This is a genomic window from Achromobacter sp. UBA4530 (assembly GCF_002388205.1).
Lineage (GTDB): Bacteria > Pseudomonadota > Gammaproteobacteria > Burkholderiales > Burkholderiaceae_B > Achromobacter > Achromobacter animicus.
In genome coordinates, this window is record NZ_DGMA01000044.1 from 54,574 (window position 1) to 70,455 (window position 15,882).

A 15,882-nucleotide genomic window follows, 5' to 3' on the forward strand; every position below is an offset into this window, starting at 1 on the left:
TCCTTGTGCTCCGGGCGTCAGGTCTTCTTGCCTTCGCCGGCGGACAGGCGGACCAGCAGCGTCTTGGCCAAGGCCAGCACGATGGTCGTGATCAGGAACAGGATCAGGCCCAGTTCCAGCAACGCCGCCTTCTGGATGCCGCCCGCCTCGTTGAATTCGTTGGCGAGCGCCGAGGCGATGGAGTTGCCGGGCGAGAACAGGGAACCGGACCACTTGAAGGCGTTGCCGATGACGAAGGTCACGGCCATCGTCTCGCCCAGGGCACGGCCCAGGCCGAGCATGATGCCGCCGATGACGCCCGACTTGGTGAAGGGCAGCACTACGCGCCACATCACTTCCCAGGTCGTGCTGCCCAGGCCGTAAGCAGATTCCTTGAGCATCGCGGGGACCAGTTCGAACACGTCGCGCATCACCGCGGCGATGAACGGGATGATCATGATCGAGAGGATCAGGCCGGCGGTGAAGATGCCGATACCGAACGGTGGGCCCGCAAACAGACCGCCGATGATGGGAAGATTGCCCAACGTCGCGATCAGGAACGGCTGCACGTACTGCTGGAACACGGGCACGAAGACGAACAGGCCCCACATGCCGTAAATGATGGACGGAATGGCCGCCAGCATTTCGATGGCTGTGCCCAGCGGTCGGCGCAGCCAGGTCGGAGAGAGTTCGGTCAGGAAGATGGCGATGCCAAAGGACACCGGCACGGCGATGATCAGTGCGATCGCGGACGTCAGCAACGTGCCGATGATCGGCACGACAGCGCCGTAATTGGAGTTGACCGGGTCCCAGTCATTGAGCCACAGGAACGACAGGCCATATTTGGCCAGCGATTCGCGGCTGCCGTAGATGAGGGAGATGAGAATCGCCGCCAGAAGAATGAACACCAGGAAGGCGAACAGGCGGGTCAGATTCTTGAACAGCGCATCCATCAGCGCGTTTTTTGTTTGCTTCATAGGCGAAGGCGTGCCGGTAGTCACGGAATCCGCCACGCTGGGCGGAAGCGGCACACTATTATCCATTACCGCGCTCATGGATGGACTTTCCTTAGGAAACCTGGGGGAACAGCAGAGAGGTCGATTTACAAGCGGCGGCCCCGCCCGCCATCAGGCGTCGGGGCCGCTCGGTACTGATTTACTTCCAGACAGCCTGGCCGTCAGCGGACTTCACTTCGCCCCAGGCGGCGCGGATTTCCTTGGTCACGGCTTCCGGCAGCGGCACGTAGTCCATGGCTTCAGCCGACTTGGCGCCGTTCTTGAAGGCCCAGTCGAAGAAGTCCAGCACAGCCTTGCCCTGAACCGGCTTGTCTTGCGACTTGTGGATCAGGATGAAGGTGGCGGCGGTGACGGGCCACGAATCGGCGCCCGGCTCGTCGGTCAGGACCACGCCCATGCCCGGCGCGCTCTTCCAGTCGGCGTTGGCGGCCGCGGCGGCGAAAGCCTTTTGCTCGGGCTGGACGAACTTGCCGTCCTTGTTCTGCAGTTGCGTCCAGGCCAGCTTGTTCTGCTTGGCGTAGGCGTATTCGACGTAGCCGATCGAGTTCTTCAGCTGGCCGACGTAGGCGGCGACGCCTTCGTTGCCCTTGCCGCCCTGACCGGTGGGCCACTTGACGGCCTTGCCTTCACCGACTTGCGACTTCCACTCCGGCGACACCTTGGACAGGTAGTTCGTCCAGCCGAAGGTGGTGCCCGAGCCGTCCGAACGGTGCACGACGATGATGTCGGCCGAGGGCAGCTTGACGTCGGGGTTCAGCGCCTTCAGCGCAGCGTCGTCCCACTTCTTGATCTTGCCCAGGAAGATGTCGGCCAGGACCTTGCCCGACAGCTTCAGCTTGCCCGGCTCGACGCCGTCGACGTTCACGACGGCGACAGTGCCGCCGATCACGGCGGGGAATTGCAGCAGGCCGTGCTTTTCCAGGTCGGCAGCCTTCATCGGGTCATCCGAGGCGCCGAAGTCGACCGTCTTTGCAATGATCTGCTGTTGACCGCCGCCCGAACCGATGGACTGGTAGTTGACCGCGTTGTTGGTCGCAGCCTTGTAGTCGGACGCCCACTTGGCGTAGATCGGGTACGGGAACGATGCGCCGGCGCCGGTGACGTTGGCGGCCTGGACGGCAAAAACGGCGGCGCTCAGCGCGACGCCCACGGAAACTTGCTTGAAGACACGTTTGAACATCTGGGTTCCTTCTGCTCGTTAAAGGAGTCTTGGCAGGCTTTTTAGCTGCCTGTCTTTCAGCGACCCTCGCATCTTAGGTACCCAACGTGACAAGACCATGACAGTCACAAACTGTTCATGCAGATGTTCGATGCGGCATAAAAACCACGGCCGCGGGGCAGTTGCCGGGCGGCCGTAAGGCTAAGACAAGATTAAAGGGACAAACCCTATTTCGGCCCTGGTCGTTCAGACGCCCAGCTTCTGCATCAGGAACTGGTGCAGGTTGTAGGGCTCGCGGCGGCTCTTGACGCGCGCGTAGTCGCCGCTGGGTTGCTGCTGCCAGGCCAGCTGGTTGTCGCGCAGCGCGTAGGTGAAGGCCTCGTCGATAACGCGCTTCTTGAGCGTCTTGTCGTAGATCGGGAACGCGATCTCGACGCGGCGGAAGAAGTTGCGGTCCATCCAGTCGGCGGACGACAGGTACACGGTCTCTTCGCCGTCGGCGTAGAAATAGAAGACGCGGGAATGCTCCAGGAAGCGGCCCACGATGGAGCGCACACGGATGTTTTCTGACAATCCCGGCACCCCGGCGCGCAAGGCGCAGACGCCGCGCACGATCAGGTCGATCTTCACGCCCGCCTGGCTGGCCTTGTAAAGCTCGGCGATGATCTGCTCTTCCAGTAGCGAATTCATCTTGGCCATGATGCGCGACCGTTTGCCCGCCTTGGCGGCGCGCGCCTCGGCGCGGATCAGCGACACCATGCCTTCGTGCAGGGTGAACGGCGACTGCATCAGCGATTTGAGCGCGCGGCGCGCACCCAGGCCGGTCAACTGCGCGAACACCTTGTCCATGTCCTCGCACAGCTTCGGGTCCGCCGTCAGCAGCCCGAAATCGGTGTACAGACGCGCCGTGCGCGGGTGGTAATTGCCGGTGCCCAAGTGGGCGTAGCGGCGCAGACGGCCCTTTTCGCGGCGCAACACCACCGCCATCTTGGCGTGCGTCTTGTGCGCCACCACGCCGTAGACGACGTGCGCTCCCACCTCTTCCAGCTTGGAGGCCCAGTTGATGTTGGTCTGCTCGTCAAAGCGCGCCATCAGCTCCACCACCACCGTCACTTCCTTGCCGGCGCGCGCGGCCGCCAGCAGGATCTTCATCAGCTCGGAGTCTTCGCCGGTGCGGTAGATGGTCTGCTTGATGGCCATCACGTCCGGATCCAGCGCGGCGGCGGTCAGGAAGTCGATGACTGGCTGGAACGACTGATAGGGATGGTGCAGCAGGCGGTCGCACTCGGCCACTGCCTCAAAGAGTTCTGCGGGCTTGTCGCCGACGCGGTCAAACGGCGCGGGCACGGGCGCGCGGTAGTCGGGAAACAGCAGGTCCGGGCGCGCCGCGGAATTGCACAGCTGCATGAGCCGGGACAGATTCACCGGGCCGGGCACGCGATAGGTGTCGTCGGCCTTCAGCGAAAACTCGCGCTGCAGGAAGGTTTCCAGTTCGACGGGCGTCAGCTTGTCGATCTCAAGGCGGACGGCGGCGCCGAAGTTGCGCTGCGACAGCTCGCCCTGCAGCGCGTGGCGCAGGTTGGTGACTTCTTCCTCGTCCACGAAGAGGTCGCTGTTGCGCGTGACGCGCCACTGGTAGCAACCCAGCATCTCCAGGCCCGGGAACAGCTCGCCCACGAAGGCGCGCAGGAGGGAAGTCAGGAGGATGTAGCCCTCGGGCTGCCCAGAGAGCTCCTGCGGCATCTTGATCAGGCGCGGCAGCGCGCGGGGCGCCTGGACGATGGCGATGGACGCCTGACGGCCGAACGCGTCGGCGCCGGCCAGCGACACGATGAAATTCAGGCTCTTGTTGTAGACGCGCGGAAACGGGTGCGCCGGGTCCAGCCCGATGGGGGTCAACAGCGGCATCACGTCACGGTGGAACACGTCGCGCGCCCACTCCTGCTGCTCCGGATTCCATTCGGAAGCGTGATGCAGCGCGATGCCCTCCTTGTGCATGGCGGGCAGGATCTGATCGTTGAGCAGGTTGTACTGACGGTTCACCAGTTCGTGCACCGCCTGCTGGACGCATTCGAATGCCTCGTCGGGCGTCATGCCGTCCGGGCCGACCAGATTGGGCGACTGGCGCTGCTGCTCTTTCAGGCTGGAGATCCGGATCTCGAAGAACTCGTCCAGGTTGGAACTGACGATGCACACGTAGCGCAGCCTTTCCAGCAGCGGCGTCTTGGGGTTTTCCGCCATCGCCAGCACGCGTTCGTTGAACTTGAGCAGCGACAATTCGCGATTCATGAGCAGAGGCTCGCCTGGCGGACGTGTGGGCATACCGGATTCCATACGAAAAGAGAGCGTGAAGTTTTACTGCAAACAGGTGACGGTTCTATGACAGCGCCCAATCGCTAAGGGTACGTCAAATGCGGGACATATGGCACACCGGACAATGGCTTCCAAGCCTCTGTTCCGTAAGCAAAAACCCGTATCCGGCGGCGTTGTCACATGGGGTCCTTATAATCGGTCCACCTCACAGCCAATATTACGAGCCGCATGGATCAACTTCTGGCCGCGGTGGACCTCGGGTCCAACAGCTTTCGCCTCTCCATCGGACGCATCGTTCAGCAGGACGGTACGCCCCAGATCTACCAGATCGACCGCCTCAAGGAAACCGTCCGGCTCGCCGCCGGTCTGGACGCCGAAAAACGGCTTGGCGACGACGCCATCGACCGCGCCATTGCCGTCCTTGAACGCTTCGGCGAACGCCTGCGCAGTTTCCACCCCAACCGGGTCCGTGCGGTTGCCACCAACACGTTCCGCGTCGCCCGCAATACCAAAGATTTCCTGCCCCGGGCCGAAGCCGCATTGGGCTTTCCCATTGAAGTCATCGCCGGCCGCGAAGAGGCCCGCCTGATCTTCACGGGCGTGGCCCACACCCTGCCCCCTTCGCCCAACAAGCGCCTGGTCATCGACATCGGCGGCGGTTCTACCGAAGTCATCATCGGCAAGGGCCACGAACCGGGCCTGATGTCCTCGCTGTACATGGGCTGCGTCAGCTACAGCCGCCAGTTCTTCTCGGACGGCGTGGTGGATGCGCACCAGATGAAGCAGGCCGAGCTGGCCGCGCGCCGCGAAATCGAAGTCATCGCCAAGCAGTACCGCAAGATGGGCTGGAAGGAAGCCTATGGCTCCTCCGGCACCGCCAAGGCGCTCTTTGCGATCCTGACCGAAGGCGGCTATTCCGACCGCGGCATCACGCGCTCGGGCCTGACCAAGCTGAAGGACCGTCTCATCCGCTCGGGCCGCGTCATTCCGTCCGAGCTTCCCGGCATCAAGATCGAACGCGCCGACGTGCTGCCCGGCGGGCTGGCCATCATGAGCGCGCTGTTCGACGAGCTGGGCATCGATGTCATGCACACCGGCGACGGCGCACTGCGCCTGGGCGTGTTGTACGACCTGCTGGGCCGTGACGACGAGCACGACAAGCGCGACGAATCGGTACGCCAGTTCGTCAAGCGCTATCACGTGGACGTGAACCAGGCGCGCCGCGTTCGCCACGCAGCCCTCAGCCTGTTCGACGCCATGTTCCCCGAAGGCCAGGAGCGCGCCGAGCTGCGTCCCGCACTGGGCTGGGCGGCCGATCTGCACGAAGTGGGCCTGTCGATTGCCCACAACGCGTATCACAAGCACACCGCCTACGTGCTGGAAAACGCCGACATGCCGGGCTTTTCACGCGCCGACCAGCAACTGCTGGCCTTGCTGGCGCTGGGACACCAGGGCAAGCTGGCCAAGGTGGAACCGCTGGTGCGCACGCGCCCGCAATGGAAGGCCATCCTGGCGCTGCGTCTGGCGGTGTTGCTGTTCCGCCGCCGCGGCGAGATCGAGCCCCTGCCCCTCACCGCGTCGGTCCGCGACAATTCCATCGTGGTGCGCGTCAACCGCGAATGGCTGGCCGAACACCCGCTCAGCGACTTCACGCTGCGCGCGGAAGAAGCCGAGTGGAACAAGGTCGGGTTTTCGTTCGAACTGCTGGAGTTCTAAAAATCAAGAACGGGGCGGCGCGGCCGCCCCGGCTGATCAGAATGGCGAGAGATCGGTTTCCCGATCCAGCCGCCTGAGTTCCATGCGCAGCGGCCGTGTGGCCCGCCGGATCAGTCTGATTGTCATTCGGCGGAACAGGCGGCGCATGATGGATGGGGTCTAGCGCTGGGTAGCGATGATGGCCGGCTGGTCCAGGCCGAAGTGGCGACGGTAGCGCTCGTCCATGCGCTCCATCTTCAAGAGCACCGGGAAGTCGGCGGCGTTGAAATCCGGATCCCATGCCGGTTCGCCGCATACCTTGGCGCCCAGCTTCAGATAGCCCTTGATCAGCGGCGGCACGCGCGCCGGCAAGGTGCTGTTGAGCTTTTCGACCGGGTAGCGGTGCAGCGGCGTGACGCGCGGCTCGTTGCCCTGCGGCATCTGCTTGGCCACCGTACGCCACACTTCCGCTGCGGTGACGCCGTCATCGCGCAGGCTGACGCTGGCGCAACCGAGCACGTATTCGTAACCGCCGCGGCGCAGGTATTCCGCCAGGCCGGACCACAGCAGCATGATGACCGCGCCGCCACGGTAATCGGCGTGGGTGCAGGAGCGGCCGACTTCAACGACTTCGTCGCGGATGGCGCCCAGGCCCGACAGGTCGAATTCCGACTGCGAGTAATAGCCGCCGGCTTCGCGCGCTTTTTCGGGGGTCAGGATCCGATAGGTGCCAACGACTCGGTCGGTGTCGAGTTCGCGGACCATCAGGTGTTCACAGAACGGATCGAAGCGGTCTTGCTCGATGCCATCTTGCGCATCGGGGAAGACGACACCCATGTCTTCGGTGAAGACCTCATAGCGCAGGCGTTGGATCTGCTCTATTTCTTCGGCGGTACGCGCCAGGCCGACAGCCAGGACCTTCGGGGCCGAGCCCGTCCAGGGTTCTGCGGTACTGCGGCTCGGATTGATGCGTGCTAATTCCAGCATTGCGCGAAGCTCCTAGAGAGTCCAGCCAGTGTGGACGCCCTGTATGTCAATGACTTGACCAATATGTTACGTGACTATGACGCTTAGACCGGCATCGAAAACTCAAACAACAAAAGGCCACGCGACGATTTCGACGCGTGGCCCACATATTAAATCGAAACTCAGGGTTTACCCCAGGCTTGCCGCAAGCTTCTCTGCAGAATTGGTCGCCAGCGCCTCATCTTCGGCCTCAACCATCAGGCGCAGCTTGGGTTCCGTCCCCGAAGCGCGGATCAGGATCCGGCCCCGGCCGTCCAGCTCTGCCTCGACGGCCTGGCGCGCGGCGGTCAGACCGGCATGCGTCTTCCAGTCCAGGCCCGGCGTCAGCGGCACGTTGATCATCTTTTGCGGATACATGCGCAGGTCGCTGACCCAGTCGCCAAGCGTGGTGGAATTGCGACGCAGCGCGGTCAAGACCTGCAGCGCCGCCACGATGCCGTCGCCGGTGGAGTGGCAATCCAGGCACAGCAGATGGCCGGAGCTTTCGCCGCCGTACAGCCAGCCGCGCGATTGCATCTGTTCCAGCACATAGCGGTCGCCCACGTTCGCGCGGTCAAAGCCCACGCCCAGGCGCTTCATTTCGCGCTCGAAGCCAAAGTTGGTCATCAGCGTGCCGACCACGCCCTCGACCTTGCCGCGCTGCATGCGCTCGCGCACGATGGCGTACATGAGTTCGTCGCCGTTGTAGATGCGGCCCTCGCCGTCCACCATCTGCAGGCGGTCGGCGTCACCGTCCAGCGCAATGCCAAGCTGGGCGCCGCGCGCCTTGACTTCCTTGGCCAGCAGCTCGGGATGCAGCGCGCCCACGCCCTTGTTGATGTTGAAGCCGTCGGGGTGCACGCCGATGGCGTGGACTTCGGCGCCCAGCTCACGGAAGACGTGCGGCGCGATGTTGTAGGCGGCGCCGTGCGCGGCGTCCACCACGATCGTCATGCCGTTCAAGTCCAGGTCGTTGGGGAACGTGCTCTTGCAGAACTCGATGTAGCGGCCCTGAGCGTCGCCCATGCGGCGCGCGCGTCCCAGCGCTTCCGAACTGACGCAACCCAGGGGCTCGTCCAGCGCGGCCTCGATGTCGGCTTCGATTTCGTCGGGCAGCTTCATGCCCTGCGCCGAGAAGAACTTGATGCCGTTGTCCTGGTAGGGATTGTGCGAGGCGCTGATGACGATGCCGGCGACCAGGCGCAGCGCGCGGGTCAGGTAGGCGACCGCGGGCGTGGGGATCGGGCCGGCCAGCAGCACGTCGATACCGGCGGCGGACAGCCCCGCTTCCAGCGCGGACTCCAGCATGTAGCCGGAAATCCGGGTGTCCTTGCCGATGACGACCTGCGGGCGGCTTGCGCCGCGCACGGCGTGCTCGCGGGCCAGCACGCGGCCAGCGGCGTAACCCAGGCGCAAGGCGAATTCGGCATTGATCACCGGACCGCCGACTTCACCGCGTACGCCATCGGTACCGAAATATTTGCGTCGAATCATGAACTGATTGCTCCTTGTTCAGCCGCCTGCCATACCTTAAGCGCATCCACCGTGGCCGCAACATCGTGCACGCGCACGATGGAGGCGCCACGCGCGACGCAGGCAAGCGCGGCGGCAATGCTGCCGGGCAGCCGGTCGCCAACCGGCCGGCCGGTGGCCTGGCCGATCATGTTTTTGCGCGACAGGCCGATCAGCAATGGATAACCGGTACTGCGCAGGCTGGACAGCCGGCGCAGCAGTTGAAAGTTCTGGTCGGCCGTCTTGCCAAACCCGAAACCCGGGTCCAGCACGATGCGGCGAGGATCGATCCAGGCCGCGCGCAGCTTTTGCGCGCGAGCCCCCAGAAACAGGCCGATTTCACCGATCAGGTCGGTGTACTCGGGCGGCGCTGCCTGCATGGTGCGAGGCTCGCCTTTCATGTGCATGACGCACAGGCCACAGCGCGATTGCGAGACGGCTTCGATCGCGCCCGGCTGCCTGAAACCGTAGATGTCGTTGATCATGTCCGCGCCGGCGTCCAGCGTCGCGCGCATGACTTCCGGCTTGAACGTGTCGATGGAGAGCGGCACGCCGCAGTCCCGAAGCGCCTCGACCACCGGGAGCAGCCGGTTGAGCTCGTCGGCCACGGAAACGGGGTCGGCCCCCGGGCGCGTGGATTCGCCGCCCAGGTCCAGAATCTGGGCGCCTTCCTCGATCAACTGGCGCGCATGCGCCACGGCGGAATCGGTATCGTCGTGTTGGCCGCCATCGGAAAACGAGTCCGGCGTGACGTTGACGATGCCCATGACAAGCGGGCGCTCGAGATCAAACTCGAAGCGCCCGCAAAGGAAGTTATTTGCCATAAACCAGAACGAAGAACCTCAGACCGCAGCTGCCGTGCTACCGCCTGCAGCCAGGCCGGTCGGCGGCGTATCGGACGTGTCCGACGGGCCTTGCGGCGTCTTCGGGGGACGCGGGGGGCGGCCCTCCATGATGTCGTTGATCTGGTCGGCGTCGATGGTTTCCCATTCGAGCAGCGCGGACGTCATGACTTCGACCTTGTCGCGGTTGTCTTCCAGGATCTTGCGCGCAACGCCGTACTGCTCGTCGATGATGCGGCGGATCTCGGTGTCCACCTTCTGCATGGTGGCTTCGGACATGTGCGTGGTCTTGGTGACGCTGCGGCCCAGGAAGACTTCGCCTTCGTTCTCGGCGTAGACCATGGGACCCAGTTCGTCGGTCATGCCGTAGCGCGTGACGATGTCGCGGGCGATGGCGGTGGCACGTTCGAAGTCATTCGAGGCGCCCGTCGTCATCTGGTCCATGAAGATTTCTTCGGCGATACGGCCGCCGAACAGCACGGCGATGGTGGACAGCAGACGGCCCTTGTCCATGCTGTAGCGGTCGGTTTCCGGCAACTGCATCGTCACGCCCAGCGCACGGCCGCGCGGGATGATGGTGACCTTGTGTACCGGGTCGGTCTTGGGCAGCATGCGCGCGACGATCGCGTGGCCGGATTCGTGGTACGCGGTGTTCTTGCGTTCCTCTTCGGGCATCACGATGGAGCGGCGCTCGGCGCCCATGATGATCTTGTCCTTGGCCTTTTCAAAGTCGGACATATCGACCGTGCGGCCATTGCGGCGGGCGGCGAACAGTGCGGCTTCGTTGACCAGGTTGGCCAGATCGGCGCCGGAGAAGCCCGGGCAACCGCGCGCCAGGATGGTCGCGTCGACATTGGGCGACAGCGGAACCTTGCGCATGTGGACCTTCAGGATCTGCTCGCGGCCCCGGATATCGGGCAGCGGCACCACGACCTGGCGATCGAAACGGCCCGGACGCAGCAGCGCCGGATCCAGCACGTCGGGACGGTTGGTTGCGGCGATCACGATGACGCCCTGGCCGGATTCGAAGCCATCCATTTCCACCAGCATCTGGTTCAGGGTCTGTTCGCGCTCGTCGTTGCCGCCACCCAGGCCGGCGCCACGCTGACGTCCGACCGCATCGATTTCGTCGATGAAGATGATGCAGGGAGCGTGCTTCTTGGCGTTTTCGAACATGTCGCGGACACGGGCCGCGCCCACGCCGACGAACATTTCAACGAAGTCCGAACCGGAGATGCTGAAGAACGGCACCTTGGCTTCGCCGGCGATGGCCTTGGCCAGCAGCGTCTTGCCGGTACCGGGCGAACCCACCATCAGCACGCCGCGCGGGATACGGCCGCCCAGCTTCTGGAACTTGCTGGGGTCACGCAGGAAGTCGACCAGTTCCTGCACGTCTTCCTTGGCTTCGTCGCAACCGGCGACGTCAGCGAAGGTGATCTGGTTGGTGTTCTCGTCGAGCATCCGGGCGCGCGATTTGCCGAAGCTGAATGCGCCGCCCTTGCCACCGCCCTGCATCTGTCGCATGAAGAACACCCATACGCCGATCAGGAGCAGCATCGGGAACCACGAGACGAAGATGCTCATCAGGAGCGACTGCTCTTCGCGCGGCTTGCCCGAAACCTGCACGCCGTACTTCAGCAGATCGGAGACCATCCAGAGATCGCCGGGGGAAGTCAGCGTATAGGCGCGGCCCGCGTCCGGGGTGACGTAGAGCACGTCGCCTTGAACGTCGACCTTGCGGATACGTCCCGCCTTGGCGTCGTCCATGAACTGCGTGTAAGTCACACCGTCCTGGGTCTGAGCGCGTCCGTCGAACTGTTTGAAGACGGTGAACAGCACCAGGGCTATCACCATCCAGACAGCGACTTTGGAAAATGAATTGTTCAAGGTCGATCTCCTGCTTTCGATTCCGACCGGCGACTGCGCACCCGCGTATGGCACAGTCACAAGTATGTCAATAGCCCATTCTAACCTGTAGGACGGAGTTGCGTCCTGGCAGCCGTGGGGCCCATTTAATTACATTTGATTCTTGAGTTTTCTGGTCGTTGTCTCGGCGGGACGGGGGTTTTCTTGGCCGGGACGATTTGCCCCGGATGATTACGGAAGGGTTACTTCAGATCGCGCGCCACCAGAAAGGTTTCTGAGGACTTGTCCCGAGAGGCCTTCGGTTTGCGTTCGACCACCCGGCGGAAGCGCTTTTTGAAGGATTCCACGATCTGCGAGAAGCCCGTGCCGTGGAAAGCCTTGACGATCAGCGCCCCGTTGGGCTTGAGGTGGGCGCAGGAAAATTCCATCGCCAATTCGCAAACATGCTGGATGCGCGCGGAGTCGGCAATACCCACCCCGGACAAGTTGGGGGCCATGTCTGAAATAACAAGGTCCACCGCACGCGATCCGACCATGTCTTCCAATTGTTTCAAGACTTCGTCTTCGCGGAAGTCGCCCTGGATGAATTCCACGCCTGCCACGGGCTCCATGGGCAGGATGTCCAGCGCGATGATGCGCCCGTCCACGACGCCGCCCGGCCCGGCGAGCCGCTCGCGCGCCACCTGTGACCAGCTGCCCGGCGCGGAGCCCAGATCGATGACCAGGTCGCCCCGGCGCATCAGCTTTTCGGTGTCGAGGATCTCGATCAGCTTGAAAGCGGCGCGGGCGCGATAGCCCTTCTGTTGCGCCAGCTTCACATAGGGATCGTTGATGTGCTGGTGAATCCAGTCTTTAGAGAATTTATTCTTGGCCATTACCGTACAATTCCACGCATGCCTATATTAGAACTTACCTCTCGTGAGCGCAGCGACCTGCGGTCCGCCGCTCACCCTCTGCGCCCCGTCGTCCTAATTGGCGACAACGGTTTGACCGACGCCGTGCTGAAGGAAATCGATCGGGCGCTGACTTCGCATGGCCTCATCAAGGTTCGCGCGGGCGGCGACGACCGTGAAGCCCGGGACGCCATGCTCGCCACGATCTGCGAGACGCTATCCTGCGCGCCCGTGCATCACTTGGGCAAGACCCTGATCCTGTTCCGCCCGCTGCCCGGCAACATCAAGCCCGCCGCGCTGGCCGCTCAGGAACTCGAAGCGCCTGCCAAACGCCGCGCCTCGGAACCTTACACGCCCAAGAAGCTGGCCGCCGAAGGCAGGACCCTTGCCAAGCGCCCGCGCCGCAGCGAATCCGAAGAGCCCGCACCCGCCAAGAAGCGTTACGTCCCCCAGGACGAACTCAACAAGAACGGCAAGCCCATGCGGCCTTCCAACAAGCGCGCCACGGCTGGCGGCCACGGCATTCCGCGCCGCGCCGGCAGCGCGCTGAGCCTGCGCGCCGGAGCCCGCAGCGGCACCAGCCGCAAGACCGCAAAAAGGTAAGTCCAGGCACAAAAACGGGCGCTTTACGCGCCCGGTCCACCATAGCGATCCGCAATGTACCGCGGAATTCAGACGAACGTAGCGTCCGGGCCAGGGTGGTTTGACATTTTTACTGCTTGTGGCGATAGCGTCAGATGTAACGCACGCCAAGGACTTCGTATTCGCGAACGCCAGCCGGGGCAACGACCTCGACCACATCGCCTTCACTCTTGCCGATCAGCGCGCGAGCCACGGGGCTGGACACGGAAATCAGGTTGGACTTGATATCGGCTTCAACGTCGCCGACGATCTGATACGTAACGCGATCGCCCGAATCCAGGTCTTCGATGTCGACGGTAGCGCCAAACACGGCGCGGCCTTCGGCCTCGAGCGAGGTCGGGTCGATGAGGTGGGCATTGGAAAGCGTGCCTTCAAGCTCGGCAATCCGGCCCTCGATGAAACCTTGGCGCTCGCGAGCGGCATCGTACTCGGCGTTTTCCGACAGATCACCCTGTGCGCGCGCCTCGGCGATTGCGTTGATCACGGCAGGACGTTCGACGGTTTTCAGCCGTTGGAGCTCTTCTTGCAAGCGCTCGGCCCCGCGCACGGTCAAAGGAATGGCAGACATGTCGTTTCCCAAACAAAAAGTAGAAAAACGCCCCGAAGGAGCGTTCTCGGTGAAGGCCGCAGGACCGGCGCGCTTGCCTTTTGTTTGCCATTTGATGCTTGGAAAAATCTGGCGAGCGGCGCGGGCGACCAAAACAAAACCCCGGCTCGGGTCGGAACCGGGGCAATCAAAGTCATATTGTGGTCAATCTCGGCGGGAATTGCAAGCCGCCGGAGAAAACGGCCTTTTCGGCGCATTTCGGCGCTGTAACCCGCTAAAACCGGCGATTTCGCACCGAAAAGGCTTTGCGGCCTTGCCGGGCCCGATGGACTCCCGCGCGAACCGAGGGTTTTCCGGGAGCCTCCCGGGCCAGGAAACTACTGGACGATAGGCTTTGGGCCATGATGCGGGACGCCTCGACATCCCGCATGTCGTCGTTACTTCGTGCGCCGCAAGAGCGCGTACAGGATGATCGCGCCGAACGTGGCGGTACCGATGCCGCCCAGTGTGAAGTTGCCCAGCTTGATGGTGAAGTCGCCCGCGCCCAGCACCAGCGTGACCGCAGCCACGATGAGGTTGCGGTTGTCGGTGAAATCAACCTGGTTGACGACCCAGATACGGGCGCCGGCAATGGCGATCAGGCCGAAGACCACCACCGACATGCCACCCAGTACAGGTCCCGGGATCGTCTGGATGAGCGCGCCGAACTTGGGCGAGAAGCCCAGGACGATCGCGATCAGGGCAGCGATCACGAACACCAGCGTGGAATAGATGCGGGTGACCGCCATCACGCCGATGTTTTCGGCGTATGTCGTGACGCCCGTGCCGCCGACGGCGCCCGACACCATGGTGGCCACGCCGTCGCCGACGAAGGCCCGGCCGAGGTAGCGGTCCAGGTCGCGGCCCGTCATGGCGCTGACGGCCTTCACGTGCCCCAGGTTTTCGGCCACCAGGATGATGGCGACCGGCACGATGAGGCCCATGGCCTCGGCCTTGAACACGGGCGCCGCGAAGTGCGGCAGGCCGAACCAGGCGGCGGCCGACACGGCGGTGAAGTCGATGGGCTTGCCCAGGCCCAGGCCGTTGGCCAGCACGGCGTACACCACGCACGCGAGGATCAGGCCGACCAGGATCAGCAGGCGCTGCACCATGCCGCGCGTGTAGACGGCGATGCCGCCGACGCAGACGATCGTGACGATGGCCATGGCGCTGTCAAAACCCGAGGCGCCCATCGCGCCCTTGGCGGCAATGGGCGCGAGGTTCAGGCCGATCACCGCGACAACCGCGCCCGTCACGACGGGCGGCATCAGCGTGTCGATCCAGTTGGCGCCACCGCCTGCCCGCGCATTGACGATCCAGACGATCACGCCGATCAACGTGTACGCCAAGCCGCAGGCGATGATGGCGCCCAGCGCCACGCCGATGTTGGCGTTGGCGCCCCCGCCGGCATAGCCGGTCACCGCGATCACGCCGCCGATGAATGCAAAGCTGGAACCCAGGTAGCTGGGCACGCGTCCGCCCACGAACAGGAAGAAGATCAGCGTGCCGATGCCCGACATCAGGATGGCGACGTTGGGATCGAAACCCATGAGCAGCGGCGCGAGGACGGTCGAGCCGAACATCGCGACCACGTGCTGAGCGCCCATGGCCACGTTCTTGGGCCAGGACAGCCGTTCATCGGGCGCAATGATGACGCCGGGCTCGGCGTCGTCCGCCAGGCGCCAGCGCGGAAAGTAGGAATTGGACATGGATTCCCCGGGGGATGGTACGGATTAGGGTTTCAGACTGCGAGCGGGCGCCAGTGTAAAGGGGGCCATCAAGCGGGGGCAACGTTTAAGTTTTGCCGCCGGATTGCCGTACTAGAGGAAACCCCGAAATCCCCAGGCAAAGGAACAGTCATGGCGATCAACAGCATCAGCGGCACCTCCCGCATCGGCAGCCTTGCCGACATGTGGGCCGAAAAGATCCAGGCCAACAAGGAAGCGAAAAATGCCTCGGGGCAGGAGGCCGTCTCGGTGACCGCTGAAGGCAAGATCCGCGTCAATACGCCTGGCGCCAGCAAAGTCGCGACCGCGCAGGCAACGGAAGAAACCGACAACGAAGACGAATACACCCGCCAGATCAAGGAGTTGCAGAAGCAGCTCAAGCGCATCATGGACCAGATCGCCAAGGTGCAGGCGAGCGGCATGTCGGCCGAGATGAAGGCGCAGCAGGTGATGGCGCTGAACGCGCAGGCCGTGCAGATCCAAGGGCAGATCGCACAGGTCTTGGCAATGCAGGCGCGTGCGGCCCAAAGCAGCGGCGGGTCTCAGGGCGGCGGCGTGTCGGCCACGGCCTGATTCCGGGCGAGCATCGCGGCGCCGTCACTGATGGCGCGCATCAAAATTTCTGATTGGACGCTTGGCAGGCGTGC

The 15,882-nt window shown here is 63.7% G+C and carries 13 protein-coding genes; 3 read left to right on the plus strand and 10 right to left on the minus strand.

Annotated features, from left to right (window positions below):
• Positions 1–17: 17 nt before the first annotated feature.
• The 3 genes from pstC to ppk1 all read right to left on the minus strand — a co-directional run bounded on the left by pstC (position 18) and on the right by ppk1 (position 4,476).
• On the minus strand, positions 18–1,034 hold the full coding sequence (gene pstC, locus B2W22_RS25705; protein ID WP_175126056.1) for a phosphate ABC transporter permease subunit PstC: 1,017 nt from the start codon (positions 1,032–1,034) through the stop codon (positions 18–20).
• 100 nt (positions 1,035–1,134) lie between these two features.
• Complete coding sequence (gene pstS / locus B2W22_RS25710) at positions 1,135–2,175, minus strand: phosphate ABC transporter substrate-binding protein PstS (protein WP_175138263.1); 1,041 nt, start codon at positions 2,173–2,175, stop codon at positions 1,135–1,137.
• A gap of 225 nt (positions 2,176–2,400) precedes the next feature.
• Complete coding sequence (ppk1, locus tag B2W22_RS25715; protein WP_175138262.1) at positions 2,401–4,476, minus strand: polyphosphate kinase 1; 2,076 nt, start codon at positions 4,474–4,476, stop codon at positions 2,401–2,403.
• Between the two features lie 219 nt (positions 4,477–4,695).
• On the opposite strand from ppk1, the gene ppx reads away from it, so the two are divergent.
• Entirely contained in the window at positions 4,696–6,183 is a 1,488-nt protein-coding gene (ppx, locus tag B2W22_RS25720) for an exopolyphosphatase (RefSeq protein ID WP_286940085.1), read from the plus strand.
• 159 nt (positions 6,184–6,342) lie between these two features.
• On the opposite strand, the gene B2W22_RS25725 is transcribed toward ppx, so the two are convergent.
• The 5 genes from B2W22_RS25725 to B2W22_RS25745 form a co-directional block, all read right to left on the minus strand.
• A complete protein-coding gene (locus B2W22_RS25725; RefSeq protein ID WP_175126052.1) occupies positions 6,343–7,149 on the minus strand; it encodes a GNAT family N-acetyltransferase in 807 nt (268 codons plus the stop codon).
• Positions 7,150–7,317: 168 nt separating this feature from the next.
• Complete coding sequence (glmM, locus tag B2W22_RS25730) at positions 7,318–8,661, minus strand: phosphoglucosamine mutase (protein WP_175126051.1); 1,344 nt, start codon at positions 8,659–8,661, stop codon at positions 7,318–7,320.
• Positions 8,658–9,503, minus strand: a complete 846-nt coding sequence (gene folP, locus B2W22_RS25735) for a dihydropteroate synthase (RefSeq protein WP_175126050.1) — start codon at positions 9,501–9,503, stop codon at positions 8,658–8,660. Before folP ends, glmM begins: the two co-directional genes overlap by 4 nt.
• 18 nt (positions 9,504–9,521) lie before the next feature.
• Positions 9,522–11,408 carry an ATP-dependent zinc metalloprotease FtsH gene (gene ftsH, locus B2W22_RS25740; protein ID WP_175126049.1) on the minus strand — a complete coding sequence of 629 codons (1,887 nt, stop codon included), beginning with the start codon at positions 11,406–11,408 and terminating at the stop codon, positions 9,522–9,524.
• Between the two features lie 221 nt (positions 11,409–11,629).
• Positions 11,630–12,262, minus strand: a complete 633-nt coding sequence (locus tag B2W22_RS25745) for an RlmE family RNA methyltransferase (protein WP_175126048.1) — start codon at positions 12,260–12,262, stop codon at positions 11,630–11,632.
• An 18-nt stretch (positions 12,263–12,280) separates the two neighbouring features.
• On the opposite strand from B2W22_RS25745, the gene B2W22_RS25750 reads away from it, so the two are divergent.
• The gene (locus tag B2W22_RS25750) at positions 12,281–12,883 is read left to right on the plus strand and encodes a YhbY family RNA-binding protein (protein WP_175126047.1); all 603 of its coding nucleotides are present in this window, start codon (positions 12,281–12,283) and stop codon (positions 12,881–12,883) included.
• A 130-nt stretch (positions 12,884–13,013) separates the two neighbouring features.
• Here B2W22_RS25750 and greA read toward each other — a convergent pair whose 3' ends face one another.
• Together greA and B2W22_RS25760 are read right to left on the minus strand one after the other, a co-directional pair.
• Positions 13,014–13,490, minus strand: a complete 477-nt coding sequence (gene greA / locus B2W22_RS25755) for a transcription elongation factor GreA (protein ID WP_175126060.1) — start codon at positions 13,488–13,490, stop codon at positions 13,014–13,016.
• 416 nt (positions 13,491–13,906) lie between these two features.
• On the minus strand, positions 13,907–15,217 hold the full coding sequence (locus B2W22_RS25760; RefSeq protein WP_175126046.1) for a solute carrier family 23 protein: 1,311 nt from the start codon (positions 15,215–15,217) through the stop codon (positions 13,907–13,909).
• A gap of 150 nt (positions 15,218–15,367) precedes the next feature.
• Here B2W22_RS25760 and B2W22_RS25765 point away from each other — a divergent pair, with 150 nt between their 5' ends.
• Entirely contained in the window at positions 15,368–15,808 is a 441-nt protein-coding gene (locus tag B2W22_RS25765) for a FlxA-like family protein (RefSeq protein WP_175126045.1), read from the plus strand.
• Positions 15,809–15,882 lie beyond the last annotated feature (74 nt).